The following is a 27,000-nucleotide window of genomic DNA, read 5'->3' on the forward strand; positions in this document are numbered from 1 at the left end:
AGGCGGGCTGGGGACGCCCCCGATCGCTACGTGCACACCCGACGACGGCGACTGCGGGTGCAGGCGGGCTGGGGACGCCATCGATCGCCACGAACGCACCCGACGACGGCGAGTGCGGTGTGGATGGGCTGGGAAGGGGGCGCCCTCGATCGCCACGTACGCACCCAACGACGGTGCGGGTGCAGGCCGGCTGGGGCACACGCGCGATCCTTACCCGCGCACCCCATGACGGCGACTGCGGGCAGACAGGTGGCAAGCAAGCAGGAAATGATGCGTAGCCCGTCTTTTCGTGCGCACTCGACGACGGCGAGCGGCGGCCGGTCGACCACCGCGCCTGACACGCCCACATGGTGAGCAACTGCCTCCCCGCAAAAACGGGCGGCCGCCAGCCTCCGGAAGCACGCAGCGAACCGCGGCGCCCCGGCGCCCGGACGGCGGGGAACCGCCACGCAGCGGAAGCACGCAGCGAACGCGGCGCCCCGGGGCCCAGACGACGGGGAGCCGCCACGTAGCGGAAGCACGCAGCGAACGCGGCGCCCCGGGGCCCGGACAGCGGGCGGACGCCACATGGCCGGGACCACGTAGCGATCGACTGCGGCACCCAGCCGCCCAGACGGCAGGCGGACGCCACCCACCCGAAACCACGTAGCGATCGGCTGCGGCACCCAGCCGCCCAGACGGCGGGCGGACGCCACCCGCCGGGACCACGTGGCGATCCGCGGCGGCCGGGCGGCGGGCTTGCGGTCCTTGATGCGGGTGGGTGGTGGAGGTCCCTCCAGGCCGCTCCCCCTCCTGGGGGCTTCCCGGCAGCTCTTTGGCATCCCGGGGCGGGTCGGCCGGTCAAGGGTGGCCGTAGGCCATCGCGAAGCGACGCGACCGCAGGGAGCGCCCTTGAGGGGACGGCCCGACCCGGGAGGACAATGGGCAGCCGGGAAGCCCCCACCCCGCCTCCGATCCCGCCCCGGGAAACCTCCGCCCCGCCTCGGCGGGATACCGCGTCACCGTCCGCGTACCGCGTCGCCGTCGACGTACCGCCCGGAAGGTCACGCCGGCGGGACCGGGCGCAGCTTCCGGAGCCGTGCCGCGATCGCCGCGACGTCGCCGACCGTCCCGCTCGCCGTGTCCACGACGAGTTCGTACGCGGCGTCCTGGTCGGCGTCGGCGAGGTCGATCCCGTTCACGGCGAGGAAGACGGCCGCCGCGAGCCAGGCCGTCCGCTTGTTCCCGTCGACCAGCGGGTGGTTCTTCGCGAGGCCGTGCAGCAGCGCGGCGGCCTGCTCGAACGGGTCCTCGTACGCCGGCGTCGCGAACATCCGGGCCCGCGGCCGGTGCACCGCCGACTCCAGCAACCGGGGGCTGCGCAGCGCGACGGGCTGGTCGTGGGCCAGGCAGGCGTGCCGGGCCAGGTCGAGCACCTCGGCGACGGTGAGGTGGCGGGTGCCGCGCACGCCCTCCCCCGCGCGGGGCGCGCTCACTCGCCGAGCCGTACCAGCAGCGGCGCGTGCCGCTCGGCGAGCCGGGCCGCCGCTTCGCCGACCCGCTGCCGCTCCCGGTGCAGGTGCTCCCGTACGGCGGTGAGGGCGTGCTCCTCGGGCGTGGAGCCGGTGGCGTCGGCGAGGTCGGCGAGCTGCGCGTACTCGGCGGCGGAGAGCCGGATGGTCAGGTCGTCCATGCGGCGAGGCTAGCGACCTGAGGCCTGCCGGTCAGGCGGTTTTCAGGTCGCGGTCGGTACGGTCGTGCAGGCGGGTGGCGACCCAGGCGCCGACCAGGGCGACGGCCGCCATCGGCAGGAAGACGACCACGAACGCGGCGGGATGCGAGGCCCCGGCGGCCCCCGCGGCCGCCGCACCGCCGGCCGCGTGTGCGCCCGCACCGACCGAGCCGCCGCCCAGCGCGGCGAACGCCGCACCGCCCGCGGCCAGCAGCACCACGTTCGCGAGGGCGTCCGAAATCTGCAGGGCGGCCGAGTTCGCCCCGGCCTCCTCCGGCGCCGACAGCTTCAGCAGCAGCACGCTCGTCGAGCCGAGGACCAGACCCATCCCCAGGCAGCCCACGCCCCACGCCACGGCCAGGGACCACACCGGCACCCACGGCACCAGCACGGCCGGCACGGCCGCGATCGCCGACGCCACCAGCAGCATGCCGAGCACCATCAGCCGCTCCCGGTGCGGCTCGGCCCAGCTGCGGGCCTGCAGCCACGATCCGCCCGCCCAGGTGAGACCGCCCAGCGCCAGCGAGAACCCGGCCAGCGTCGGGCTCAGCCCCCGCTGCGTGACCAGCATCAGCGGAACGAAGCTCTCCGCCGCGATGAACGAGCCTGCCGCGAGCCCGCGCAGCAGCACCACCGACGGCAGTCCGCGCCGCGCCCGGTACGTACCTCGCGGCAGCAGCCCCAGCACGGCCGGCACCAGCAGCGCAGCCCCCGCCACACCCGGCAGCAGCGACAGCCACCGCAGGTCCTGGGCGGCGTACTGGAGCAGCCCCGCCCCGACCGAGATCGCGAGCGCCAGCCGGATCCGCCGCCGGTCGAACGCCGCGGGCGGCGCCTGCGGATCGACGGGCCCCGAGGCGCTCCGCCGGATCGCCGGCAGCGCCACGGCGAGCGGGACGACCACCAGCACGGGGATCCCGAGGAACACCCACCGCCAGCCGAGGTGCTCCGTCACCGTCCCTGCGGCGAGCGGGCCCACGATCGACGGGACGACCCAGCTCGCGGCGAACGCCGCCATGATCGCGGGCCGGAGCCGCTCCTCGTAGGCCCGGCTCACCACCACGTACAGGGCGACGATGACGAGCCCGCCGCCGAAGCCCTGCACGGCCCGGCCCAGCACGAACACCCACATCGCGCCCGCCGTCCCGGCCAGCACCAGCCCGGCCGCGAACGCCCCGATGCCGAGGCCGAGCGGGCGCAGCGGACCCTGCCGGTCGGACCACTGGCCGGCGAGGACCATTCCGAACAGGCTGGTGGTGAAGTAGGCGGAGAACGCGAACGCGTAGAGCCCGATCCCGTCGAGGTCGCGGGCGGCGACCGGCATGGCGGTACCGACGGCGGTCGCCTCGAAGGCGATGAGGAAGATGACGGACACCATGCCGATGCTGAGCGTCCGGTACGCCGACGAGAGGATCCCGCCCTCGGGCGGGGGCGGGATCACGGCGGTGGGCTGCGGCTGCGACAGGCCGGGTTCGAGGGCGCTCATCGCCCCAGCGTAAGCCGCGAAGCGGGGTTTCGCCCCTGTCCGGAGGACGGATCCCTGCTCGTCCGGTGGACCTACGCCGGGGGGGGCGGGGCGGGCGCGTGCGAACGGCGCGTGACAGTCGTATGGCAGCCCCCGCCGGGGCCTTCCGGGAGCGCCGGGCCCGCCCGTACGGTCGCCGGTGTCAGCACATCCCGACATCACGGCCGTGTGCCCGAGTGGTTCAGGGACCCGCCTGCAAAGCGGGTTACACCGGTTCGAATCCGGTCACGGCTTCTCCCGGGTCCCCGGGGCCAGGCGCAACCCCGCCGGCCCCGGGCCCCGCACTACCGCCGCACGCGGACCCGATCAGCCGTTCCGACGGCGAACGACCACCGCAGTGACCGCACCGCCGACCAGCACACACGCACCGAGCCCCAGCGCGATCCACGTCGTACCGCTGACGCTGTCGGACTTCGCCTCGGCCTGCGGTGCGGCGGACTCGGGCGCCTTCGCCGTGGTCGACGGTGCAGGCGAGTTCTTCGCGTCGGCCGCGGCCAGGTCGGGCAGCGGGAACACGTCGGCGGGCCCGGGGTCCCCGGGCGCTGGCAGAGCCACCTTGGGCCGCACGACGCCGTAACCGATGTAGTCGTTGCGCTGCACACCATCGGTCGGCTTACCGGCCGTGTTCAGCAGCACCCGCAGTACCTGGTTGTTCGTCCATTCGGGATGCGCGGACCACAGCAGCGCGGCCGAGGCGGAGGAGAGGGCCGTTGCGTCGCTCGTGCCGTGGCTATTGCACAGTCCCGACTTCCCGGTGCATGCGCTGATGATGTCCACGCCGGGAGCCGACATGTCGACGGATGCGTTGCGCACCGACTCCTTGGTTGCCACGCCATCGGGTCCCACCGCGCCCACACCGACAACACCGGGAATTCCGGCGGGATACTGCACAGCAGTGTCGCCGTCGTTTCCGACACCGGCGAAGATGAGCTTGTTCTTCGACACGGCGTACTTCACCGCTTCCCGCAAGCTCTCGCTATCCCGCCATCCGATGATTGAAAGATTCAGAACCTTCGCTTCTGAATCAGCGGCGTGTCGGATCGCTTCAACCAGTGACGTGTCGTTAGAAAACCCATTACCCTTCAGGTTGACCCTGAGCGGCATGATTTTGGCGTCCGGCGCCAAGCCGAACGCACTCTCTACGCCACCTGGGCCCTTGCCGTTGCCGGCAATGATGGAAGCCATGGAAGTTCCATGGCTGTCGTAGTCAGTGTGCTCGTCTCCAGCAATGCTGTCCGGCGCGAAGTCCCGACCCGGAACGAGTCTCCCATCGAGCTCCGGGATCTTCGCGACGCCACTGTCGATGACGGCAACCGTGACTCCCTTGCCGGTGCTGACCTTCCAGATGTCGTCCGCCTTCATGGCGTCGAGATGCCACTGCTGCTCGCGGATGGTTTTCGCGTGAGCCGGGGTCGCGGCGACCCCGGCCAGCAGGAGGCCCACCAGGACCGAGGTCGCCTTGCGCATGCGCATCTCGTGCAACGTCCGTTCTGTCAGTCGATCACTCGCGGAACGACACGGTCGTTGCTCCGCCAGGTCTCTTCGTCCTCGGCCAGGTAGTCGGGGCGCTCGCCACCCTGGCGCTCGTTCCGATTGCCCGGCGCGTGGGCACCCGCACCGGCGTGTCCCATCGCACCGCGGCCCGACTCACCCGCGGGCGTGTTCCGCACGAGGCCGGAGCCTCCGTGCGTGAACGGCTGCCCGGTCGTCGGGACGGCGCGGCCGACAACGCCGGGCGGCATGGCGCCCGGCTGGCGGGCGCCGCCGATCACGCCGCCCGGCTCCATGGCGAGTCGGCGGCCGACAGGAGTGCCGCCAGGACCGCTCGGGTGCGCTCCACCCATGCCGGGGTGCATCCCCGGGCCGACGGGCGGACGGGCGCCGGGGTGCGCCCCCTCGGAGCCGACCACGAGGCCACGGGGGAGCCCCGCGGTGGGACCCGTCGTGCTGGGCACCTGGCGGCCGCCGATGATGCCTGTGTCACGCGGCATCACGGGCGGTATACCGAGCTTGCCGCCGCCGGGCGGGCCCGCCACGGGCGGGACCTTGTTGAACGTACCGCCGCCGAGCGTCGGACCGGTGCCTGGCGGAAGGGGCGCCACCGGCGGCATTGGCACGACGGGCCCCGGCGCGACCGGCCCGGGACCCGGGGCCGGCGGCATGCTGGTGACCGGCGGCAGCGTCTTGTCCGGCAGCACGGCGACGCTGTCCAGGTCGGTGCCGACATCCCGGTCGGGGAGGACAGGGGAAGGTCCGGTCACGGGAGGCAGCGTGGCATCCGGCAGCCGACCAGACACCGGCCCCGAATCGCCGTACGATCCGCCGCCTCGCGACGATGCGGAGGGAGCGTAACCGCCGCTGTAACCACCATCGCCCGTTCCCCCACTGGGACGCTCGATGTATGTCGATCCGTGAGTGCCTTCAGCTGGCTGGAACGGACCAGGCGGCGGCGGGAAGGTGGGGATCTCGACCTTACCGATCTGGGTCTTCGATTGTTCGTACGATCCGGCCAGTTTCGCTAGGGCATCGATTGCCTTCTGGTGCTCACCGGTGAGCTTGGCGTGGGCTTCCCGGCCCAGCTGCTGCGCGTCCGGGTCGTTGCGGAACTTTCTGGAAACCTCGAGATTCTTGGCCGCCTCAGCCGGGTAGTCCGGAATGTTGTCCCGGACCTCGATCATGGTCTGAGCGGCGTGTTGCATCCACTCTCCGGCTACCGCGCTGAACTTGCTCAGGCGGAGCGTCGCACTGCCAGCCTGGCTGGCCCAGTCGTCGAAGGCGCGGGCAGCCTCGCCCTCCCACCCCTGCACCCGATACTTCTTGAGCGCTTCACCGATCTGCTCAATCGTCTTTGCAGCATTGGTCAGTTGGGTGCTACGCGTCTTGACGATGTCAGGGTTCAGAGACTTGACCATCGCGAGCAACTGCTGATGCGTGAAGCCTTCGAAGTTCGTGGCCATCAGATGTTACCTCCAGCCGTGCTGCCGTTGTCTTCCGCACCCTGCGGCCTGGCTGCATCCTGGGCCTGCTTCTCCTCGCGAGCCCGCGGGTCACGGTCGCGCACGTAGTTTTCCTTCGTCTGCTTGACGATGGCTTGCATTCGCGCCCGCGTGTCTTCGTCGACCTCTTCGAATCCCTTACCCCCGGTCTGGATAGCAATGCCCATTCCTTCGATCTGGTTGGCCAGACCCTTCGAGAGGTTGCGCAGCTCGGTCTGCACCTTCTCGTACGCCTTGAACAGATCCGTCGCCTCAGCGAACCCCGTCCCCAAGGTGCCCTCGGGGAGGGTCGTGTGGGCCAGTTTCTTGTCGGACGCTTCCGAGTTGCCGAGCTTCGTCAGGAGGTCGTCGACGACCTTCTTGTAGCCGCTGATCGTCTCGTAGTCGACCGCAAGGGCCTTGGCCTGCGCCCGGATGGCCGCCGCTTGGCTCTTCGCCATCTCGGGCCCAAAGACGCTGAACACCGATTCCTCTGCCACGAAGGCCTCCCCGTTTAACCCGTTCCCCGTGGGAGGGCGGCGTTGCCGCCGCTTCTCCAACCCCGTTCGCTCCTGTGAGCTGCCGTTCGCGCAGGCGTGTCACAGGGCTTGCCGATCACTCTAGCGACCGGCGGCGACAGCCCCAACCTCGGGTTGCACGTGCAATGCGGGTCACACGGTCAGGAGTTGGCCGCCGCGACCGCCGCCGACGGGCGGATCGGCAGGCGGTTGACCGGTCGGCCCGTGGCTGCGCGGACCGCCGACGCCACGGCTGCCGGGGTCGTCACCACCGGTACCGCGCTCGCCGCCTTCGCGCCGAACGGGGCGACCACGTCCCGCTCCTCCACCAGCTTGACGATCCGCACCGTCGGCGCGTCCAGCGACGTCGGCAGGGCATAGCCCGTCAGGTCGGGGTGGCGGACCAGGCCGCCGACCGAGCGGAGGTTCTCCGTCAGGGCCGCGCCCACGCCCTGCGTGACGCCCGCCTCGATACGGGCCTCCAGCTGGCGGGGGTTGAGGACGCAGCCGACGTCCTGCGCGACCGCCAGCTCCACCACCCGCACCGTGCCCAGCTCGATGTCGACGTCCACGACCGCGCGGATCGCGCAGAAGGCGAGGCCGACGAACGCGTCGCCCTGCCCGTCGCCGTCCAGCGGCTCCGTGGGGTGGGGGCGGCACTGGGCCGTCGCCCACAGTTCCTTGCCGGCCATCGCCTCCGCGACCGTCGTCGAGAACGCGCCGTCGTACGACGTGATCCGGCCGTCCTTGACCTGGAGGAGCTCTGTGGACATGCCGAGCTTGTGGGCCATCGGCTGGAGCAGCTGGGTGCGGACCATCTTCGCGGCCCGCTCCACCGCGCCGCCCGACACCCACGTGTGGCGGCCGTGCGCGGCGGGGCCGGCCGGCGGCTGGTCGGTGTCGACGGGGGCCGTCGCCACCTCCTCCACGCCGAGGACCTCCTGGACGATCTGCCGGGCCAGGGTCGCGAAGCCCTGGCCGGTGTCGACGGCCGCGCAGATCACGGTGGCCGCGCCGTCGACGACCTTCACCGTCGCCGTCGAGACCTCGTCGGTTCCTTCCGCGCCGAGCATGTGCACCATGCCGACGCCGTACCCGACGCCGCGCCGCACCGCGCCCGGCTCGCCCGCGCCCTCCGGCCCGCCGGGCAGCAGCCACTCCTCCTCCGGCGTGTCCTTCGGCAGGGGCGGCAGCTCGGAGTCCCGTACGGCGCGCAGCAGTTCGGCGACCGGCGCCGGGCAGGTGACGGTCTGCCCGGTGGGCAGCAGGTCGCCGGTGGCGAGGACGTTGCGCAGCCGCAGCTCGGCGCCGTCCATGCCGAGGGCGGCGGCGAGCTTGTCCATCTGGCCCTCGTACGCGGCGCACACCTGCATGGCGCCTTCGCCGCGGACGTGGCCCGACGGCGGGTTGTTGGTGCGTACGGCCCAGCCTTCGACGAAGGCGTGCGGGACGACGTACGGGCCGCAGGCGAACGCCACGGCTGCGGCGAGCGATTCGGCGGAGGAGTCGGCGTAGGCGCCGGCGTCCATGAGGATCTGCGCCTCGACCTTGACGAGGCGGCCCTCCGCGTCGGCGTGGTGGCGGTAGCGCAGCAGCGTGGGGTGGCGGTGGGTGTGGCCGAGGAAGGACTCCTCGCGGGTGGCGGCGAGTTTGACGGGGCAACCGGTCCGCAGGGCGAGCAGGCCGAGCGGGAGCTGGAAGGCGGCGTCCTCGCGGTCGGCGGTCGCGCCGGGCACGCCGGTGACGACGATGCGGACGCGGTCGGGTTCGAGGCCGAAGCAGGCGGCGGCGAGGTCGCGGTCGAGGTGGGGGTCGGTGGAGGCGGTGTAGATCTCGACGCCGCCGTCGGGGCGCGGCACGGCAAGCCCGGCCTCGGCGCCGATGGGCGCGGGGTCCTGGCGGCCGATGCGGTAGAGGCCTTCGACGACGACCTCGCCGGTGGCCTCCGGGTCGCCGTAGCGGAGCGGGATGTGCCGGATCAGGTTGCCGTCGGGGTGGAGCGGCGGCGCGGCGAACGCCTGCTCGGGGTCGGTGACCGCTTCGAGGAGCTCGTACTCGACGGTGATCGCGGCGGCAGCGAGGCGGGCCGTGTCGGGGTGGTCGGCGGCGACGGCGGCGATGGGCTCGCCGTGGTGGCGTACGACGTCGTGGGCGAAGACGGGCCGGTCGGCGATGCGCCGCCCGTGGGTGGTGGCGCCGGGGACGTCGGCGTGGGTGACGACGGCGCGGACTCCGGGCATCCGCTCGGCGGCGGAGGTGTCGACGGACAGGATGCGGGCGTGGGCGTGCGGGGAGCGCAGCACGGCCGCCCACAGGAGGCCCTCGGCCCACAGGTCGGCGGCGTAGGGGAAGGTGCCCTCGGTCTTGGCGCGCGCGTCGGCGGCGGGCACGGACGCGCCGATGCCGCGCGGCACCGCCGGGGCGGCCTGCTCGGCGCCCGGGCCGGGTGCGGCTCCGGGGGTGCCGGCGGCGCCGCCCGCCGCGGTGGTCGTGGTGAACGTCACGGTCGTCGTCGACGTCGCCGTGGCCGCGTCCTGCCCGCTCACGCCATGCCTCCGTTGTGGATGCCGCCCTCGCCCGGCTGGGCCTGGTGCGGGATGTACGGATCCCCGGGCCCGGCGGCGTACGCCTGCCCCTGCACCTGTCCCTGTGCCTGCGCGGCGGCCGCCTCGGCCTCCGCCGCCGCCCCCCGCTCGGCGACGACCTCGCGGACCGCCTCCAGGACGCCCTTGTAGCCGGAGCAGCGGCACAGGTTCCCGCACAGCGCCTGGCGGGTCTCCAGGTCGCTGGGGGCGTGGTTGCCCTCCAGCAGGTCATGGATGGTCATGGCCATGCCGGGCACGCAGAATCCGCACTGCACCGCACCCGAACGGCACAACGCCTGCTGTACGTCGGAGAGTTCCCCGCCCGCGGCGAGCCCCTCGACGGTGCGGACCTCGCTCCCGGCGGCCGTCGCGGCCGGGACCAGGCAGGACGCGACGAGCCGGCCGTCGACCTGCACGGCGCAGGCCCCGCACTCGCCCTGGGAGCAGCCGTCCTTGGCGCCGGCGAGGCCGAGGCGCTCGCGCAGGACGTACAGCAGGGACTCGCCGATCCAGGCGCCGGTGACGGGCCGGTCGGCGCCGTTGACCCGCAGCACGTACGAGGACAGCGGGTGCTCGTGGTGGGCGACGGCCGGAGCCGCTTCCTCCGCGTACGGGGCCTCCCCGCCCGGGATCCCTTCCCCGGTGTCCGCACCCGGCGGTGCCGCGGCAGGGTCGGCGGTGTCCGCACCCGGCACGGGCTCACTGCCCGCTTCGGCCGCGGCGGCTGCGGCGAACCCGCGGCCGTCCGTGCCGGCGGGATCCGCCGCCGGGTCGTGGGCGGCTCCGGCGAAGCCGTGGTCTTGCGCCGCCGGCCCGGATTCCGCGGCGGCCTGCGGGCCCGGCTCCTGCCCGGCGGCGGCTGCGGCGTGCGCGTCCGGGTCGGGCGCGGCCGGCGGCACCGCGGCAGCGGCGGCCGTCTCCGGCTCCCGCTCCGGCGCGGGCGCCGGACCCGGCTCGGGCTCGGGCGCCGGGCCCGGCTCCGGCTCGGGGGCGGGGGCCGGGGCGGGCTGCGCCGCGGCTGCTTCGGGGCGGCCGTGGCCGTGGCCGTCCTGCCCGGCGTGCCCGGCGGGAGCGCCCGCGGAGGCGTACTGCGCGGCGGAGTGCTCCCCGGCGTGCGCCTCGCCGCGGCCGTGGCCGCCGTGAGACGCGGGGCCGCCCTGCGGGGCGTGGCCGTCGTACTGCCCGTGGCCGTCGTGCACGTCCTGCGGGGCGTGCACGTCGTACGGGGCGTGCGCGTCGTGGCCGTCGCGCCCGTCGTGCGGGGCGTGGCCGCCGTCGTGAGGGGCGTGCACCTCGTGCCCGGGGTAGCCGTCGTGGCCGTCGTACTGCCCGTGGCCCTCGTACTGCCCGAGCCCCTCGTACTGCCCCGTCCCGTCCTGCTGCGGCGCCTCGCCGTGGCCGTACGGCACGCCGTGCGCGGGCGTGTGGTGGGGCTCCTGGGGCGCATGCGGGTGGCCGGGCAGGTCGGGGCCGTAGGGGTGTGCGTGGCCGCCGTCGTGGCCGGGTGCGTACGCGGCCGCGTGCGGCATGGCGATGCCGGCCGCGGGGGTGTCGGTGGGGCCGCCCGCCTGCGCCGCCGCGTGGCCCGCCCCGTGGGGCTCGCCCTCGGGGTGGGTGCCGACGCCGGGGCCGCCGAGGACGCGCGGGGCGCCGGCGGGGCCGCCGACTCCGGGTCCGCCGAGCCGGCGGCGTCCGCTGCCGGAGCCGTCGGCCCGGTCGTCCGGCAGGACGCCCGAGCTGAGCGGGGCGTCCGCGGGCGCGGCCGCCTCGTGGTGGGGCTGGGCCGCCCACGGGGCGGGGGCGCCGCCCGGCAGGGTCGCCGGGGCGCCGCGGAAGTCGGTGTCGAGCCCGCCGGTGTGGAACTCGCCGGTCCCGTCGTGCAGTTCGGGCAGGGTCCACTGGCCGGTCGTGACCGGCTCGGCGGCGCGCACCGCGTCGGGGAAGTGCCACTCCGCGGTCGCGGACGGGTCCTCGCCCTCCGCGCCGTCCGCCTCCGCCTCGGCGGGGGCGTGGCCCGCGCCGGCGTCCGCGAACGCCGCGGCGACCGACGCCGGGATCGGGACCGACGCCGGGATCGGCGCGCCGACGGGAGTCCCGCCGCCCGGGCCGCCCGCGGCCGGGTCCGCGTCGGCGTCCGGCCACTGCACCGGCATCGACCAGGTGCCCGTCGCCGCCGGGTCGGCGGTGCCGGTGCCCAGCGGGACGATCATCGGCGGGGGCACGTAGCCGTGTCCGGGCGCGGCCAGCGGCTCCCCGGAGCCGAGGCCCTCCAGCATGTCCGGGGGCAGGCTCACGAAGGCCGTGGCGTCCGAGTCGTACTCGCCGCCCTGCGGCACCGGCTCCCAGCCCCAGCCGGGCCCGGCCGCGCCCGGGTCGCCCGTCGTTCCGCTCACGTTCTCGTTCCCACTCATGAGGTCAGCGCCCTCCCCAGGGCCCTCCGTGCCAGCACGGCCACCGTCCGCCGCAGGTGAAGTACGCCGGGGGCGACCGGTTCCCCCTGGTCGGGGACGCAGGCGGCGGCGACGTAGTCGCCGAAGGCCTCCAGCGCCTCGGGGGCCAGCTGCCGCTCCCCGTCCCAGTCGATCAGCGACGCCACCCACTGCTCGGCGTCCAGCGGCCGCAGCGGCATCGGGGCGACCGCGCCGACCGCGATGCGCACGCCCCGGCGCGCGGGGTCCAGTACGAGACCCACGGACGCCACGGCGCGCCCCGGGCCCGTACGCCCGGTCGCCTTCAGGAACACCTGCGGGGCGTGCAGCAGCGGCACGCGGACGAAGCCGATCAACTCGCCGGGCCGCAGCATCTCGCGCCCGGCCAGCAGGTACGAGACCGGGATCTCCCGGCTGCCGTCCGGGCCGACGACGACGAGGGCGGCCTCCAGCGCGGCCAGCACGGGCAGCGTGTCGCCCGTCGGCGCGGCGCCGGCGATGTTGCCGCCGAGGGTGCCGGCGTTGCGGATCTGCGGCGGCCCGGCGGCGCGCGCGGCCGCGGCCAGCGCGGGCATCAGCGCGGCGAAGTCGGGGCGGCCCATGCGGGCGTGGGTGAGGCCGGCGCCGAGGAGGGCGTGGCCGTCCTCCTGGTACTGCCAGCCGCGGATCTCGTTGATCCGGCCGAGGCTCACCAGGCCGGCCGGCCTGAGCAGTCCCGCATTGACGGCGGCCATGAGGTCGGTGCCCCCGGCGACCGGCACGGCGGCGGGCATGGCGGCGAGAGCCGCCACGGCCTCGTCGAGCGAGGCCGGCAGCATCACGGACTGCGCCGCCTGAGGTGTGTGCGGTGCGTGCGTGGTCAACCCGCTGCCCCTTCCCGATGTCCCGGTCCCGGCGCTCACGCCTGTCCGCCGTACGGTACGTGCTCACCGCCGGGACGTGGCAACTCTGGCACATCATCCGCCCCGCCCGGCGCGAGGGTCGGCCGGGTGCCCCCTCGACCCCGAGCCGTCCGTTTTCCCCTGTATCACCCGATAGGGACCGAAGACCTGAGGAAAAGGCGAATTCACCGTCAAGCAACGAAAGTTCCCGACAGCGCCCAAGGTGGTAGGACGCCCCGGAATCCCCTGCGGTTCCCCACACGTCCCCCAGATCACGAGAGTCCCGACCCTCCCGTGACCGCCCGGATCCGCGGCGGCCGGCACGCGCGCCCGGGGTGCCGCGCACACCCCCGGCGCGGGCCGCCCGCTGCACCCCGTACGGCGCCCCGGGCCACCCCCCTCACACGTTCGGGGGTTCCCCGTCGAGCGGCCGTCCCAGTACGCCGGGGCGCCGCTGCCACGGCAACGGGCCGCCGGGCGGCCGGTGTCGGACGCCCATCGCGTCCAACCGCCGCCGGTGCACGGCCATCCGCTCCTCGAAGCCGCCGTAGTCCCGCTCGGCCGGGCCCGGCAGCGGCGACCACACGACCTCGGCGAACGCCGCGAGCCGCGGGAACACCTGGTAGTCGACCCGGCTCTGGTCCTCCATCACCTCGGTCCACACGTTGGCCTGCGCCCCGAGGACGCGCGCCGCCGCCTCCCCCGACAGCCCGGCAGGAACCGGCTCGAACCGGTACACGTCCTCCAGGGTCCGCACGTACCCGATCGGCACCGGTTCGTCGGGGCCGGGCGCCTGACGGTGGTCCAGGTACACGTGCTGCTCGGGGCACATCACCACGTCGTGGCCGGCTCGGGCGGCGGCGATCCCGCCCGCGTAGCCGCGCCACGACGACACGGCGGCTCCCGGGGCGAGCCCGCCCTCCAGGATCTCGTCCCAGCCGATGAGCCGCCGGCCGCGCTCGGCGAGCCAGCGGTCGAAGTGCCGGACGAACCAGGCCTGGAGGCCGTCCTCGCCGTCCACGCCGAGTTCGCGGATCCGCCGCCGGGCCGTCGGGGAAGCCCGCCACTGGTTCTTGGGGCACTCGTCGCCGCCCACGTGGACGAACGGCGACACCTCGGCCGGGAAGAGTTCCAGGACCTCCTCGAACACGCCCTCGTAGAACCGCAGGACGGCCTCGGTGGGCGCGAGCACGTTCTCGCTGACGCCCCAGTCGTCCCACACGCCCAGCGCGGCCGTGTCGACGACGTCGGCGTTGCCGAGTTCCGGATAGGCGGCGATGGCCGCCTGGGAGTGGCCCGGCAGGTCGATCTCCGGGACGACCGTGACGTGCCGCTCGGCCGCGTAGGCGACGATCTCGCGGATGTCGTCCTGCGTGTAGAAGCCGCCGTGCGGGGTCTCGTCCCACAGCGGCGAGGCCCGGTGGCCCCGGCGGCTGCGCGGCCGCCAGGCGCCGACCTCCGTCAGCCGCGGGTGGCGGGTGATCTCGATGCGCCAGCCCTGGTCGTCCGTCAGGTGCAGGTGCAGCACGTTGAGCTTGTGCGCGGCGAGCAGGTCCAGGTGGCGCAGTACGCCCTCCTTCGGCGTGAAGTGCCGGGCCACGTCCAGCATCATGCCGCGCCACGCGAAGCGGGGGCCGTCCTCGACGGTGCCGCGCGGCAGGATCCAGCTGCGGCCGCGGCCGAGGGGCGCGGAGCGGCGGTGGGCGTGGGGGCCGAGGAGCTGCCGCAGGGTCTGCGCGGCCCAGAACAGCCCGGCGGGCGAGGCCCCGGCGAGGTCGGCGCCGGCGTCGCCGGCGGTGAGGGCGTACCCCTCGGGGCCGAGGCGGACGGCGAGGCCGGGGTCGAGGCGCAGCCGGATGCCGGCGCCGCCGTCGGCGGGGTCCGGCGGAGGCAGGTCCCAGCCGGTGGCGGCGCCCAGCTCCCGGCGCAGCCAGCGCGCCGTCCCGGCGGTGCCGGGGCCGGCGTCGAGCCACGGCCTCGGCCCGAGGGGGCAGGGCGGCGCGTCCGGGCGGAAGGAGTGCGTGCGGGGTGCGGGGATCAGGTCCATGCGGCGGCCCTTCGCAGCGGCGCGTTGCGCCCGGCGGGGCAGGCGGGTCCCCGGGGCGCTCGTAGCGGCCGACCCTAGTGCGACGGCCGCGAAAGGTCACCGGGCCGCGGCCCTCCCGGCCCGGCCCCGCGACACCTCCGGCCCCGCGCCCGCACCGCCGATACGGGGCCCCACGGCGCTTCCCGGCCCGCACCCGCACGCCCCATACGGGTTGCGCGGCGCTTCCGGCGCCCGAACGGACCCCCGATACGGCACCACGGGCTGCCCGGCCCGCACCCCCACTCCCGGGACGGGCGCCGCGACCCCTCCGGCCCGCGCACGCACCCCCGGTACGGGCCCCGCGGCGCTTCCCGGCCCGCACCCGCACGCCCGGGACAGGCCCCGCGGCGCTTCAGGCCCGCGCACACGCCACCGGTACGGGCCCCGTGGCGCTTCAGGCCCGCGCACACGCCACCGGTATCGGCCCCGCGGCCCCCCAGGCCCGCGGCACGCACCCCCCGGTGGTCCCGCGCCCGCGCCTCCGCCGTACGGGGCAACGGCCGGGGCCGCCGCGCCCGGCGGCACGTCCCGGCCGCCGGCCGCCGGTACGGCGAAGGCCCCCGCGGTGCGCGCGAGCGCACCTCGGGGGCCTCGGCCCCGCGGGGCGGGGCAGGTCCGAACGGGCGGCGGGCGGCCCTGCCCACCCGGCGGGCCCGCGCGCCGGGGGCGTCCGCGCCGCCGCGCGGACGGGCCGGCTACTTGTCCTTGTCGCCCTTGCCCTTGTCGCCGCCGGGGCCCATGGAGTCGTAGATCTCCTTGCACATGGGGCAGACCGGGTACTTCTTCGGGTCGCGGCCCGGCACCCACACCTTGCCGCAGAGCGCCACGACGGGAGTCCCGTCGAGGGCGCTCGCCATGATCTTGTCCTTCTGGACGTAGTGGGCGAAGCGCTCGTGGTCGCCGTCGCCGTGGGACACCTGCGGCGTCGGCTCTACGAGGGTTCCCGTACCAGTCCCGCGATCGGGCTCAAGAGTGCTCATGCAGCCAGGGTACCGATCCGGGCCCGGCTCAGTTGAGCGACGGGTCGTCGGCGTACGTGGCGACCATGGCGAGCTCGCTGCGCTGCCGCCGCAGCACCGCCCGCCAGAGCCGCTCGGGGTCGGGGAAGGAGACGTCGCCGGGCTCGGAGTCGACCACGTACCAGGCGCCCTCGCCGAGCTCGGCCTCCAGCTGGCCCGGGCCCCAGCCCGAGTAGCCGGCGAAGATCCGCAGCGAGCCGAGCGCGGCGGCGAGGAGCTCCGGCGGGGTCTCCAGGTCGACGAGGCCGATCGCCCCGTGCACGCGGCGCCAGCCCAGGGGGCCCTCCTCGCCGGGGATGACGGCGATGCCGAGTGCCGAGTCCAGGCCGACGGGGCCGCCCTGGAAGACGACGCCGGGGTCGCCGGCCAGCTCCGCCCACGGCAGCAGGACGTCGCCGACGCCGACTGGGGTGGGGCGGTTGAGGACGACGCCGAGCGAGCCCTGCTCGTCGTGGTCGAGCAGCAGGACGACCGCGCGGTCGAAGTTCGGATCCGCGAGCGCGGGGGTGGCCACGAGCAGCCGCCCCGTGAGGGAGGACACCTCGGTCATGCCGACATGATCCCGCACATTCGCCTTCCGGGGGGAGCGGGCGCGGGCATCGGATCGCGGTCGGGGCGGGCGCACGGCGGCAGCGCCGAGCGCGTGTTCCGGTTCCGCCGGGCGCACACCGGTGCCGCGGCGCGCCGACCCGGCGGAATGCAACACTCCGCCATGGGGTGGACACGGTGGGTGTTGTGGCCAATTCATGACAGTCCCACGGCCGCGTCGGCCTTACGAACAGGCCCCCCGCGCCCCTTACCCTTTTCCCTGGCCCCTGCCCGTCTCCCCCGGCCCCGCCGGGTGGACCCCCTCCGGAACGCGAGATTCATGACCGGCACAGACGATGTCCTGCTTGTCCACGGCGGTACCCCGCTGGAGGGCGAGATCCGTGTCCGCGGTGCGAAGAACCTCGTGCCGAAGGCCATGGTCGCCGCTCTGCTCGGCAGCGAACCCAGCCGGCTCCGCAACGTTCCCGACATCCGCGACGTGCGGGTGGTGCGCGGGCTGCTCCAGCTGCACGGCGTGACCGTGCGCCCCGGCGAGGAGCCGGGCGAGCTGGTGCTCGACCCGACGCACGTCGAGAGCGCGAACGTCGCCGACATCGACGCCCACGCGGGATCGTCCCGCATCCCGATCCTCTTCTGCGGCCCGCTGCTGCACCGCCTCGGCCACGCCTTCATCCCCGGCCTGGGCGGCTGTGACATCGGCGGCCGGCCGATCGACTTCCACTTCGACGTGCTCCGCCAGTTCGGCGCGACGATCGAGAAGCGCGAGGGCGGCCAGTACCTGGAAGCCCCGCAGCGCCTGCGCGGCTGCAAGATCCGCCTGCCGTACCCGTCCGTCGGCTCGACCGAGCAGGTGCTGCTGACGGCCGTGCTGGCCGAGGGCGTCACCGAGCTCAGCAACGCCGCGGTGGAGCCCGAGATCGAGGACCTGATCTGCGTCCTGCAGAAGATGGGCGCCATCATCTCGATGGACACCGACCGGACCATCCGGATCACCGGCGTGGACCGCCTCGGCGGCTACAACCACAAGGCGCTCCCGGACCGCCTGGAGGCCGCCTCGTGGGCCTCCGCGGCCCTGGCGACCGGCGGCAACATCTACGTGCGCGGCGCCCAGCAGCGCTCGATGATGACCTTCCTGAACACCTACCGCAAGGTGGGCGGCGCCTTCGAGATCGACGACGAGGGCATCCGCTTCTGGCACCCCGGCGGCCCGCTGAACGCCATCGCGCTGGAGACGGACGTGCACCCCGGCTTCCAGACCGACTGGCAGCAGCCGCTCGTCGTGGCGCTGACGCAGGCCGCGGGCCTGTCCATCGTCCACGAGACGGTGTACGAGTCCCGGCTCGGCTTCACCTCGGCGCTGAACCAGATGGGCGCGCACATCCAGCTGTACCGCGAGTGCCTGGGCGGCTCCGCGTGCCGCTTCGGCCAGCGCAACTTCCTGCACTCGGCGGTCGTCTCCGGCCCGACCCGGCTGCAGGGCGCCGACCTCGTCATCCCCGACCTGCGCGGCGGGTTCTCGTACCTGATCGCGGCGCTGGCGGCCGAGGGCACCTCCCGGGTGCACGGCATCGACCTGATCAACCGCGGCTACGAGAACTTCATGGAGAAGCTCGTCGAGCTCGGCGCGAAGGTCGAGCTCCCCGGCGGCGACCTCGTCTGAGGCGGCCAGGGCCCCTGCGGGGGCCCTGGCGGCCCGGACCCGGGCAGCAGCGCCGGACCGGGCAGCAGACAGGCCGAAGGGCGGCCACCCCGCGGGGTGGCCGCCCTTCGGCGTTTCCGTACCACTGCCGTCCCGAGCGCCTGTGCGGCCCTCGGCACAAGGGCGGACTTACTTGCCCTTGGCGGCTTCCTTGAGCTTGGAGCCCGCGGAGACCTTCACGCTGTAGCCGGCCGGGATCTGGATCGGGTCGCCGGTCTGCGGGTTGCGCGCGGTGCGAGCGGCACGGTGGGTGCGCTCGAAGGTCAGGAAGCCGGGGATGGTGACCTTCTCGTCGCCCTTGGCGACGATCTCGCCGACGGTCTCGGCGAGCGCGGCCAGAACGGCGTCGGCGTCCTTGCGGGTCACCTCGGCGCGCTCGGACAGAGCGGCCACCAGCTCACTGCGGTTCATGTTGTACTCCCGTGTTCAACTTGCCTTGGAGGCGTGAGATCGAAGCCGATGCTGCCAGGGCCCTCGGACAGTGCCCGGACCCGGGTCTGAACGTCAGACCCTCGCGCCCGGTTACGCATCCTGCCCCCACCAGCGGCGGGAACGCCAATCCGGCACCCGCCAGGGTCACACGAAAAGCGCCACAGTCACGCCCCGGTGACGCTCCGTCCGCACTGGTGGGGATTGCGCGTCCCGGTCCTCGTGGGCATCCCCGCAACACTAGAGGGGGCCCGCCCGGCCCGCATCCCGCGACGCGCCGGGACGCGCCTCAGGCGGACGTGGGCGTCGTCACAGCGGCGGCCGCGGCCTGGGCGGCCTTGCGGACGGCGCCGGCGACCGCGCCCGCGACCTTGTCGTTGAAGACGGACGGGATGATGTAGTTCGCGTTCAGCTCGTCCTCGCCGACGACGTCGGCGAGGGCGGTCGCGGCGGCGAGCATCATGTCGGTGTTCACGGTGCGGGACTGGGCGTCCAGCAGGCCGCGGAAGACGCCGGGGAAGACCAGCACGTTGTTGATCTGGTTCGGGAAGTCGGAGCGGCCGGTGGCGACGACGGCGGCCGTCTGGCGGGCGACCGCCGGGTCGACTTCCGGGTCGGGGTTCGCGAGCGCGAACACGATCGCGCCGTCGGCCATCGCGGCGACGTCCTCCCCGTTCAGCACGTTGGGGGCGGAGACGCCGATGAACACGTCGGCTCCGACGACGGCCTCCTTCAACGTGCCCGTGTAGCCCTCGGGGTTGGTGTTCGCGGCGATCCAGCACAGCGGCGAGTCCTCGGCGGCGTCGACCAGGTCGGGGCGGCCCGCGTGCACGACGCCGTGGATGTCGGCGCTGACGACGTTCTTCACGCCGGCGGCCAGGAGCAGCTTCAGGATGGCCGTACCGGCTGCGCCGGCGCCCGACATGACGACCTTCACGTCCCCAACTGCCTTGCCCACGACGCGCAGTGCGTTGGTGAGGGCGGCGAGGACGACGATCGCGGTGCCGTGCTGGTCGTCGTGGAAGACGGGGATGTCGAGGGCCTCGCGCAGGCGGGCCTCGATCTCGAAGCAGCGCGGCGCGGAGATGTCCTCCAGGTTGATGCCGGCGAAGCCGGGGGCGATCGCCTTGACGATGGAGACGATCTCGTCGGTGTCCTGGGTGTCCAGGCAGATCGGCCAGGCGTCGATGCCGGCGAACCGCTTGAAGAGGGCGGCCTTGCCCTCCATGACCGGCAGGGCGGCCTTCGGGCCGATGTTGCCGAGGCCGAGCACGGCGGAGCCGTCCGTCACGACTGCGACGGAGTTGCGCTTGATGGTGAGGCGGCGGGCGTCCTCGGGGTTCTCGGCGATCGCCATGCAGACGCGGGCCACGCCGGGGGTGTAGATCATCGACAGGTCGTCGCGGTTGCGGATGGGGTGCTTGGACGCCATCTCGATCTTGCCGCCGAGGTGCATCAGGAAGGTGCGGTCGGAGACCTTGCCGAGGCTGACGCCCTCGATGCCGCGCAGCTTGTCGACGATCTCGTCGGCGTGGGCGGTGGAGGTCGCGGCGATGGTGACGTCGATGCGGAGCTTCTCGTGGCCGGACGCGGTGACGTCGAGGCCGGTGACCGACCCGCCGGACGACTCCACGGCCGTGGTGAGCTGGGAGACCGCGGTTCCGCTCGCGGGCACCTCCAGGCGGACCGTCATCGAGTACGAGACGCTGGGCGCCGTTGCCATGGCCGTGTTTCCTCTTCTGTCCCTGTTTTTACGTCTGTGGACGGGCCCGCTGCATTTGGGCGCGGCGGGGCCTGTTGTCCGATCGTCCCACCTACCGACCGGTAGCCGGTAACCAGCTACGAAATTCGGAAGAACTCTTCCACCATACGAGATAAGTGGAGGTCGCGGAACCCGTCCCGGACGCGAAAAAGGGCCCGCGCCCCTCGTGGTGAGGGGCGCGGGCCCGGAAGCTGCGACACCGACCCGCCATGCTCGCCTCGCGGCAAGTGGTCGCTCGAAGCGACGAAGGTTGGGCCCGGGGGCTTGGATCGAGCCGGTGTCGTACCCAGGCTAACAAAGGATCCGCCGGGGCGGTCCCCCTCCGGTCGAGTCCCGCTCGCGCCGCCACGCGTGTGGCCTACGCCCGTGGAGCCGCAGCCCGGCGGGCCGGCCGCCCCCTACGGGCGCAGCAGCGAGGGCAGGCCCGACGCGTCCGGGGCGTCGCGCTCGGTGGAGACCACCGTCAGCTGCTGCGTCGCCCGGGTGAGCGCCACGTACAGCACGCGCAGGCCCGCCGGGAACTCTCCCGCCTCGACCTCCTCGCGGCTGTTGCCGCCGGCGATCTCCGCCGGGGAGACCACCACCGTCGCGTCGTACTCCAGGCCCTTGGCCTCCAGGCTGCCCAGCGCCACCGCCCGCCCGCCGAGGTCGGCGAGCCAGCCCGCCGCCTCCTCGCGCCGCTCCATGGAGACGACCACGCCGACCGTGCCGTCCACCTGCTCCAGCAGCCGCCGGGTCTCCTCCCGCACCGCCGCCCCCAGGTCGTCCCCGGCGACGGTGAACCGCGGCCGCAGCCCCGTCGAGCGCACCGCGGACGGCGGCTCCATCCCCGGCATGGCCAGCTTCAGCACGCGGGCCGCGATCTCGGCGACCTCGGCCGGATTGCGGTAGTTCACCGTCAGGGTGAACCGGCGGCGCGGCCGGGTGCCCAGCGCCTCGTCGCGGGCCGCGGCCGCCTCCTCCGGGTCGATCCAGGAGGACTGCGCCGGGTCGCCGACCACCGTCCAGGTGCCGTGCCGCCCGCGCCGGCCCACCATCCGCCACTGCATCGGCGTCAGGTCCTGCGCCTCGTCCACGATGACGTGCGCGTACTCGGTGCGCTCGGCGGCGATCCGCTCCGCCCGCTCCCACTGGCTCTCCTCGCGCACCGGCATCAGCTCCTGCAGGCCGGTGAGCTGGTCCAGCGGGTCCGCCTCACGCTTCCGCTTCGGCCGCGCCGGGGCGCCGAGCAGCTGCTGCAGCTCGTCCAGCAGCGCCACGTCGTGCACGGACAGCGGGCCCTGCCCGGCCGGTCCGACCCGCCGCAGCGACCGGGCCAGGCGGCGGACCTCGCGCGGAGCGAGGACGCGGCGCGCCCAGCGGCCCAGGCGCCGCTCGTCGGCCATCGCGGCGAGCACGGCGCGCGGCGTGAGCTCGGGCCACCAGGCGTTCAGGAAGTCGATGAAGGCGTCCTCGGTGGAGACGTCCTCGTCGAAGGCCTGCCGCAGCTCGGCGGCCAGCTCCGGGTCGCCGTGCCGGCCGGCCGCGCCCGTCTTCGCGTACAGGGCGTCCAGCAGCAGCTTGCGGGCGCGCGGACGCAGCAGGTTGACGGGGGCGGTGCCGCCGAGGGCGTTCTGCCGGATCCGGTCGAGCTCCTCCGCCTCCAGCTCGACGCGGCGGGAGAAGGCGACGACGCGCAGCCGGTCGGGGGCGCCGCCGAGTTCGAGCGCGCCGCGGACGGCCTTGCGGAGCACCTTGAGCATCCGGGAGGAGCCCTTGACGCGGGCCACGGCGTGCTCGTCGTACGCGGTCGCCTCGGCGCCGTCGACGAGCGAGCCCAAGGCGCGGATGGCGACCTGGCCCTCCTCGCCGAGGGAGGGCAGGACCCCTTCGGTGTACGCGACGAGCAGCGGGGTCGGCGAGACGATCAGGATGCCGCCGGAGTAGCGGCGCCGGTCCTGGTAGAGCAGGTAGGCGGCGCGGTGCAGGGCGACGGCGGTCTTGCCGGTGCCGGGGCCGCCCGCGACCTCGGCGACGGACGCGGCGGGCGCGCGGATGACGAGGTCCTGCTCCGCCTGGATGGAGGAGACGATGTCGCGCATGGAGTGGGTGCGGGCCCGTCCGAGCGCGGCCATCAGCGCGCCGTCGCCGATCGCGGGCAGCTCGCGCCCGTCGAGGAAGGCGGTGACCTCGGGGCGCATCAGGTCGTCCTCGACGCCGAGGACGCGGCGCCCCTTGGACCGGATGACGCGGCGGCGGACGACCCGGCCCGGCTCCTTGGGCGTGGACCGGTAGAACGGGGCCGCGGCCGGCGCCCGCCAGTCGATGACCAGCGGCGAGTAGTCGGCGTCGAGGACGCCGATGCGGCCGATGTGCAGGGTCTCTGCGATGTCGGCGGTGAGGTCGTCGCGGATCGCGTCGTCGGCCGGCTCGACGGAGGTGTAGGCGCCGTCGGGGCCTCGCTCGCCGTCCTTGCCGAGCAGCAGGTCGATGCGGCCGAAGAGGAAGTCCTCGAACTCGTTGTTCAGCCGGTTGAGGTGGATCCCGGCCCGGAAGACCTGGGCGTCGCGCTCGGCGAGCGCGCCGGGCGTGCCGACCTGGCCCCGCTTGGCCGCGTCGTTCATGAGGAACTCGGCCTCGTCGATCTTCTCCTCGAGGCGCCGGTACACCTGGTCCAGGTGCGTCTGCTCGATCGCGATCTCCCGATCGCGGACGGAATCCGCCGTGTTGTCGACAGCGGCATCCTGCGCGGCCACCAAGGCCCCCTTCTGACGTGCATGGGCGACCGTCAACCGTACGCGAAGCCGCACCCTGTCCGCACGCCCGTTCCGGTCGCCGGGGGAAGATCACCGCCCCGGGCGGGAAGCGGTGGTGCGGCGGCGGTGGCGGGCGACGCGCTCCCGGTTCCCGCACAGCTCGCTGGAGCACCAGCGGCGCCGGTGCCCGCGGGAAGTGTCCAGGTAGATGCGGGTGCAGCCGGCCGAGGAGCAGCACCGCAGCAGGGCCCGGTCACCGGGGTCCGTCAGCAGTTCCACCGCGTCGCGGGCGACCGCGGCGAGCAGCGCCCCGCACTCGACGCCCCCGCACAGCTCCCGTACGAGGTGCCCCTCGCGGTCCGGGACGGCGCACAGACCCGGGGGTGGGCCGGCGGCCAGCGCGTTGACCCGGGCCAGGGCGCCCCCGTCGGGGGAGCCTCCGGTGAGCGCGGCGCGCACGAGGCAGGCCACGTCGGCGCGCAGCGCCCGGAAGGCCGCGACCCAGTCGGGGCCGACCCGGGCGAGCGGCGTCCGGTCGGGCACGAGCCCGGCTCCGGCGAGCCACAGCCGCAGCTCGTCGCCGTCGTACAGCTCCTCGGCGCCCGCGGGGGCGGAGGAGGTGGCCACCAGGTCCAGGCACACGCGCCCGGAGTCGAACCACATGCCCGTCACCGCCTCGTGTCGAGGGACGCGCCTTCAGAGTGCCGCGCCCGCGGTGGATGCGGAACCCCCCGTACGGGCGGCGGGGCGCCGCCGGTCTACAGCGGCGGGTCGTCGTTCAGGAGGCGCTGGTAGAGGACGTGGTCGCGCCAGGCGCCGTTGATGTGGAGGTAGCCGGGGGCGAGGCCGATGCGGTCGAAGCCCGCTTTGGCGAGGACCCGCCGGGAGGCGGCGTTGTCGACGAGGGTCGACGCCTCGACCCGGTGCAGGCGCAGGTCGTCGCGGGCGATCCGGCAGACCTCGTGCAGGGCCGCGGTGGCGACGCCGCGGCCGGTGTGCGCCTGGTCGAGCCAGTAGCCGACGCCTCCGCTGCGGAAGGGGCCGAGGGAGACGTTCCCCAGGTTGATCATGCCGATGGGCGCGTCGGTGGCGGCGTCGGTGATGACGTACGGGTGGAGGCGCCCCGCGTGGCATTCGGCGAGGAGTCCCTCGATGCGGGCGCGCTGGCCTGCCTCGGTGTAGAACACCTCGGACCGCCAGGGCTCGAACGGCGCCATGTACGCCCGGTTGCGCGCGAGTACGTCGGCCAGCGCGGCGGCGTCGCCCGGCTCGGCGTACCGCATCCCCACCCCGTCGATGATCATCGGGGCACGGTAGCCGGACCCGGCCGGTGTGTCCAAGGGACGGGCACGGGTCGGCGCGGTCAGCCGGCCGGCGTGCACTCGCCGGCGTCGAGGGCCAGCCGGTAGCCGCGTTTGACGACGGTCTGGATGAGGTTCGGGGTGCCGAGGGCGCCGCGCAGGCGGGCCATGGCCGTCTCGACGGCGTGCTCGTCCCGGCCGGCCCCGGGCAGGGCGCGCAGCAGCTCGGCGCGGGCGACGACCCAGCCGGGCTGCCGGGCGAGGGCCCGCAGCAGGGCCATGCCGGCCGGGGGCACGGGCCGCAGCCCGCCGTCGACGAGGGCGGCGTGGCCGCGGATCTCCAGGCGGTGGCCGGCTACGGGCAGGGTCTTGGCGCGGCCGGGCAGTTCGCGGCACAGCAGCTGCACGAGGGGGCCGAGGCGGTACCGGTCGGGCTGCACGGTGTCGATGCCGCGGGCCTGGAGCGGTACGGCGGTGACGGGGCCGACGCAGGCGGGCAGGACGGGGCCGCGCAGGGCGTCGAGCACCTGCTCGTACAGGCCGCGCTCCTCGGCGCGGGCCAGCAGGGAGGCGGCGGCGGGGGCGGAGGTGAAGCTGACGGCGTCGACGCCGCCGGCGGCGACCGCGTCCAGCAGCCGGTCCAGCGGCGCCGGGTCCTCGGGGGCCATCCAGCGGTAGACGGGGACGACGACGACGTCGGCGCCGCCGGCCCGCAGCGCCTCGACGAACCCGGGGAGGGGTTCGCCGTGCAGCTGGATCGCGATGCGGCGGCCGGCGACGCCGGCGGCGAGGAGCCGGTCGAGGACCTCGGCGAGGGATTCGGACTGCGGGGACCAGGCCTCGACGAGCCCGGCGGCCCGGATGGCGCCCTTGACCTTGGGCCCGCGGGCGAGGAGTTCGGCGGCCCGGAGCCGGCGCAGCAGCTCCTCGCCGATGCCCCAGCCGTCCGCGGCTTCGATCCAGCCGCGGAAGCCGATCGCGGTGGTGGCGACGACGGCGTCGGGGGCCCGGTCCAGCAGCTGCTCGGTGGCGGCGAGGAGTTCGCTGTCGTCGGCGAGCGGGACGATCCGCAGGGCGGGGGCGTGCAGGACGGCGGCCCCGCGGCGGCGCAGCAGGGCGATCAGCTCGTCGGCGCGGCGGGCCGCGGTGACCCCGACGGTGAACCCGGCGAGCGGCCCCGGCCCGGCTCCGGGCCCCGCGGGCGGCGCGTCGGCGGGCGCGGGGCCGGCCTGGGCGGCGGGGCCCTCCGGAGCGTCGGCGGGGGCGGGAGCGGCGGGGTGCGTGTCGTCGTCCATGGTGACCTGCCTCGGCGGTGGCTCTGTAGCACGTGCGCGGCGCGGGTGCCGCGTGACGGAACCGAGCCTGTCAACTCTGCGTGTCAGGGCCGGTTCCGCCGTATTTCCGGGCCGTTAACCGCCGTTACACGGAGGTGAGCTGCGGCTCCGCCCCGACCTCGGGCTCCGGGCGGGCCGGTCCCGCGGGCCGGCGAAGGTATACCGCCCACGTGACCGCGCAGCACACGGCGTAGCAGGCGAGGAAGGCGGCGAAGGCCCCGGTGCCGGACCCGGTGGTGCGGAACGCCTCGCGGAAGGCGAGGTTGATGCCGAGTCCGCCGAGTGCGCCCACCGCCCCGATCAGGCCCATGGCCGCGCCGGAGAGCCTGCGCCCGTACGCGGCGGCGGCCTCGCCGGACATGCCGCGGGCCAGGGCCTGCGCCTGGAAGATGCCGGGGATCATCTTGTAGGTGGAGCCGTTGCCGACGCCGCTGAGGGCGAACAGGGCGGTGAACCCGACGAGGAAGAGCGGCAGCGACTCCCGCAGCGAGGCGTGGATGACGACGCCGGTCGCGGCGGCCATCGCGACGAAGCTGCCGAGGGTGATGCGGGCCCCGCCGAACCGGTCGGCGAGCGCCCCGCCGACGGGCCTGACCAGCGAGCCGAGGAGCGGCCCGACGAAGGTGATCGAGGCGGCCTGGAGGGGGGTCCGGCCGAACTGCGTCTGCAGCACCAGCCCGAAGGCGAAGCTGTAGCCGATGAAGGAGCCGAAGCTGCCGACGTACAGGAGCGCCATCAGCCAGGTGTGGCGCTGGCGGGCGGCCTCGCGGAGCGCGCCGCCGTCGTTGCGGAGCGGCGCGAGGTTGTCCATCCGCAGCAGGGCGAGGACGGCCGCCAGCACGATCAGCGGCAGGTAGCAGGCGAGGAGCACCCGCGGGTGGCCGGCGCCCGCGGTCCCGATGACGAGGAGCGCGGCGAGCTGCACGACGGGCACGCCGATGTTGCCGCCGCCGGCGTTCAGGCCGAGCGCCCAGCCCTTCTTCCGCAGCGGGAAGAAGGCGTTGATGTTCGTCATGGAGGAGGCGAAGTTGCCGCCGCCGACACCGGTCAGGGCGGCCACGGCGAGGAACACGCCGTACGGGGTCCCGGGCTCCATGACGACGAGCGCGGCCGTGGTCGGCGCGAGGAGCAGCAGGGCGCTGGCGACGGTCCAGTTCCGGCCGCCGAACCGGCCGACGGCGAAGGTGTACGGGATGCGGACGAGGGCGCCGACGCAGGTGGCGGTGGCGATCAGGAAGAACTTCCCGGCGGGGTCGATCCCGTACTCGGGCCCCATGAACAGCACCATCACCGACCACAGGGACCAGATGGAGAAGCCGATGTGCTCGCTGACGACCGACCACAGCAGGTTGCGCCGGGCGGTCCGTTCGCCGGTCTCCTTCCAGAACGCCTCGTCCTCGGGGTCCCACCGCTCGATCCAGCGGCCTCCCCTGCGCGGTGCGGTCGTACGGGTCATCACGCC

At 74.6% G+C, this 27,000-nt stretch carries 20 protein-coding genes and 1 tRNA gene; 2 read left to right on the forward strand and 19 right to left on the reverse strand.

The genetic code is table 11. The features are described from left to right. Positions 1–1,043: 1,043 nt before the first annotated feature. From IE170_RS29920 to IE170_RS29930, 3 genes are read right to left on the reverse strand one after another with little or no spacing between them, the layout of a single operon-like run. Complete coding sequence (locus tag IE170_RS29920; RefSeq protein WP_229885285.1) at positions 1,044–1,475, reverse strand: type II toxin-antitoxin system death-on-curing family toxin; 432 nt, start codon at positions 1,473–1,475, stop codon at positions 1,044–1,046. Beyond that, positions 1,472–1,672: a hypothetical protein gene (locus IE170_RS29925; protein ID WP_189812615.1), complete on the reverse strand. Its 201-nt coding sequence runs from the start codon at positions 1,670–1,672 to the stop codon at positions 1,472–1,474. Before IE170_RS29925 ends, IE170_RS29920 begins: the two co-directional genes overlap by 4 nt. A gap of 31 nt (positions 1,673–1,703) precedes the next feature. Next, on the reverse strand, positions 1,704–3,197 hold the full coding sequence (locus IE170_RS29930; protein ID WP_189812616.1) for an MFS transporter: 1,494 nt from the start codon (positions 3,195–3,197) through the stop codon (positions 1,704–1,706). A 201-nt stretch (positions 3,198–3,398) separates the two neighbouring features. On the opposite strand from IE170_RS29930, the gene IE170_RS29935 reads away from it, so the two are divergent. Then, positions 3,399–3,470, forward strand: a tRNA-Cys gene (locus tag IE170_RS29935). 72 nt (positions 3,471–3,542) lie between these two features. Here IE170_RS29935 and mycP read toward each other — a convergent pair. From mycP to IE170_RS29980, 9 genes are all read right to left on the reverse strand, one after another. After that, on the reverse strand, positions 3,543–4,709 hold the full coding sequence (mycP, locus tag IE170_RS29940) for a type VII secretion-associated serine protease mycosin (protein ID WP_223857056.1): 1,167 nt from the start codon (positions 4,707–4,709) through the stop codon (positions 3,543–3,545). A 20-nt stretch (positions 4,710–4,729) separates the two neighbouring features. Beyond that, positions 4,730–6,193 carry a WXG100 family type VII secretion target gene (locus tag IE170_RS29945; RefSeq protein WP_189812618.1) on the reverse strand — a complete coding sequence of 488 codons (1,464 nt, stop codon included), beginning with the start codon at positions 6,191–6,193 and terminating at the stop codon, positions 4,730–4,732. Continuing rightward, on the reverse strand, positions 6,193–6,711 hold the full coding sequence (locus IE170_RS29950) for a DUF2563 family protein (RefSeq protein WP_229885286.1): 519 nt from the start codon (positions 6,709–6,711) through the stop codon (positions 6,193–6,195). Before IE170_RS29950 ends, IE170_RS29945 begins: the two co-directional genes overlap by 1 nt. 179 nt (positions 6,712–6,890) lie before the next feature. Beyond that, positions 6,891–9,275, reverse strand: coding sequence for a xanthine dehydrogenase family protein molybdopterin-binding subunit (locus IE170_RS29955; protein ID WP_189812619.1), 2,385 nt, complete (start codon positions 9,273–9,275; stop codon positions 6,891–6,893). Beyond that, the gene (locus tag IE170_RS33025; RefSeq protein WP_229885288.1) at positions 9,272–11,707 is read right to left on the reverse strand and encodes a (2Fe-2S)-binding protein; all 2,436 of its coding nucleotides are present in this window, start codon (positions 11,705–11,707) and stop codon (positions 9,272–9,274) included. Before IE170_RS33025 ends, IE170_RS29955 begins: the two co-directional genes overlap by 4 nt. A 14-nt stretch (positions 11,708–11,721) precedes the next feature. Continuing rightward, on the reverse strand, positions 11,722–12,606 hold the full coding sequence (locus IE170_RS29965; protein ID WP_189812620.1) for an FAD binding domain-containing protein: 885 nt from the start codon (positions 12,604–12,606) through the stop codon (positions 11,722–11,724). A 418-nt stretch (positions 12,607–13,024) separates the two neighbouring features. Further along, the gene (locus IE170_RS29970) at positions 13,025–14,671 is read right to left on the reverse strand and encodes a beta-N-acetylhexosaminidase (RefSeq protein ID WP_189812621.1); all 1,647 of its coding nucleotides are present in this window, start codon (positions 14,669–14,671) and stop codon (positions 13,025–13,027) included. A gap of 734 nt (positions 14,672–15,405) precedes the next feature. Then, positions 15,406–15,690: a DUF3039 domain-containing protein gene (locus tag IE170_RS29975; protein WP_189812622.1), complete on the reverse strand. Its 285-nt coding sequence runs from the start codon at positions 15,688–15,690 to the stop codon at positions 15,406–15,408. A gap of 28 nt (positions 15,691–15,718) precedes the next feature. Further along, positions 15,719–16,279 carry a YqgE/AlgH family protein gene (locus IE170_RS29980; protein WP_189812623.1) on the reverse strand — a complete coding sequence of 187 codons (561 nt, stop codon included), beginning with the start codon at positions 16,277–16,279 and terminating at the stop codon, positions 15,719–15,721. Positions 16,280–16,597: 318 nt separating this feature from the next. Here IE170_RS29980 and murA point away from each other — a divergent pair, with 318 nt between their 5' ends. Beyond that, the gene (murA, locus tag IE170_RS29985; RefSeq protein WP_114057733.1) at positions 16,598–17,938 is read left to right on the forward strand and encodes a UDP-N-acetylglucosamine 1-carboxyvinyltransferase; all 1,341 of its coding nucleotides are present in this window, start codon (positions 16,598–16,600) and stop codon (positions 17,936–17,938) included. Between the two features lie 168 nt (positions 17,939–18,106). On the opposite strand, the gene IE170_RS29990 is transcribed toward murA, so the two are convergent. The 7 genes from IE170_RS29990 to IE170_RS30020 all read right to left on the reverse strand — a co-directional run bounded on the left by IE170_RS29990 (position 18,107) and on the right by IE170_RS30020 (position 26,994). After that, on the reverse strand, positions 18,107–18,388 hold the full coding sequence (locus IE170_RS29990) for an HU family DNA-binding protein (RefSeq protein WP_007264399.1): 282 nt from the start codon (positions 18,386–18,388) through the stop codon (positions 18,107–18,109). A 307-nt stretch (positions 18,389–18,695) separates the two neighbouring features. Then, on the reverse strand, positions 18,696–20,129 hold the full coding sequence (locus IE170_RS29995) for an NAD-dependent malic enzyme (protein ID WP_189812624.1): 1,434 nt from the start codon (positions 20,127–20,129) through the stop codon (positions 18,696–18,698). A 437-nt stretch (positions 20,130–20,566) separates the two neighbouring features. Then, the gene (locus tag IE170_RS30000; protein ID WP_189812625.1) at positions 20,567–22,903 is read right to left on the reverse strand and encodes a HelD family protein; all 2,337 of its coding nucleotides are present in this window, start codon (positions 22,901–22,903) and stop codon (positions 20,567–20,569) included. Positions 22,904–22,993: 90 nt separating this feature from the next. Beyond that, a complete protein-coding gene (locus IE170_RS30005) occupies positions 22,994–23,566 on the reverse strand; it encodes a CGNR zinc finger domain-containing protein (protein WP_189812626.1) in 573 nt (190 codons plus the stop codon). Positions 23,567–23,661: 95 nt separating this feature from the next. After that, a complete protein-coding gene (locus IE170_RS30010) occupies positions 23,662–24,207 on the reverse strand; it encodes a GNAT family N-acetyltransferase (protein WP_189812627.1) in 546 nt (181 codons plus the stop codon). Between the two features lie 59 nt (positions 24,208–24,266). Continuing rightward, a complete protein-coding gene (locus tag IE170_RS30015; RefSeq protein ID WP_189812628.1) occupies positions 24,267–25,499 on the reverse strand; it encodes a uroporphyrinogen-III synthase in 1,233 nt (410 codons plus the stop codon). Between the two features lie 124 nt (positions 25,500–25,623). Then, a complete protein-coding gene (locus IE170_RS30020; RefSeq protein ID WP_189812629.1) occupies positions 25,624–26,994 on the reverse strand; it encodes a nitrate/nitrite transporter in 1,371 nt (456 codons plus the stop codon). Positions 26,995–27,000: the final 6 nt, after the last annotated feature.

Origin of the sequence: Streptomyces toxytricini, assembly GCF_014649915.1 — a bacterium.
In the GTDB taxonomy this organism is placed as follows: domain Bacteria; phylum Actinomycetota; class Actinomycetes; order Streptomycetales; family Streptomycetaceae; genus Streptomyces; species Streptomyces toxytricini.

Bases quoted from the DNA above. Each gene is read 5' to 3' on its own strand.
- IE170_RS29930 (WP_189812616.1), bottom strand. From the start codon at position 3,197: ATGAGCGCCCTCGAACCCGGCCTGTCGCAGCCGCAGCCCACCGCCGTG.
- IE170_RS29975 (WP_189812622.1), bottom strand. From the start codon at position 15,690: ATGAGCACTCTTGAGCCCGATCGCGGGACTGGTACGGGAACCCTCGTA.
- IE170_RS30015 (WP_189812628.1), bottom strand. From the start codon at position 25,499: ATGGACGACGACACGCACCCCGCCGCTCCCGCCCCCGCCGACGCTCCG.
- IE170_RS29990 (WP_007264399.1), bottom strand. From the start codon at position 18,388: ATGAACCGCAGTGAGCTGGTGGCCGCTCTGTCCGAGCGCGCCGAGGTG.
- IE170_RS29925 (WP_189812615.1), bottom strand. From the start codon at position 1,672: ATGGACGACCTGACCATCCGGCTCTCCGCCGCCGAGTACGCGCAGCTC.
- IE170_RS30020 (WP_189812629.1), bottom strand. From the start codon at position 26,994: ATGACCCGTACGACCGCACCGCGCAGGGGAGGCCGCTGGATCGAGCGG.
- mycP (WP_223857056.1), bottom strand. From the start codon at position 4,709: ATGCGCATGCGCAAGGCGACCTCGGTCCTGGTGGGCCTCCTGCTGGCC.
- IE170_RS29970 (WP_189812621.1), bottom strand. From the start codon at position 14,671: ATGGACCTGATCCCCGCACCCCGCACGCACTCCTTCCGCCCGGACGCG.
- IE170_RS30010 (WP_189812627.1), bottom strand. From the start codon at position 24,207: ATGATCATCGACGGGGTGGGGATGCGGTACGCCGAGCCGGGCGACGCC.
- IE170_RS29945 (WP_189812618.1), bottom strand. From the start codon at position 6,193: ATGGCCACGAACTTCGAAGGCTTCACGCATCAGCAGTTGCTCGCGATG.
- IE170_RS30005 (WP_189812626.1), bottom strand. From the start codon at position 23,566: ATGTGGTTCGACTCCGGGCGCGTGTGCCTGGACCTGGTGGCCACCTCC.
- IE170_RS29980 (WP_189812623.1), bottom strand. From the start codon at position 16,279: ATGACCGAGGTGTCCTCCCTCACGGGGCGGCTGCTCGTGGCCACCCCC.
- murA (WP_114057733.1), top strand. From the start codon at position 16,598: ATGACCGGCACAGACGATGTCCTGCTTGTCCACGGCGGTACCCCGCTG.
- IE170_RS29995 (WP_189812624.1), bottom strand. From the start codon at position 20,129: ATGGCAACGGCGCCCAGCGTCTCGTACTCGATGACGGTCCGCCTGGAG.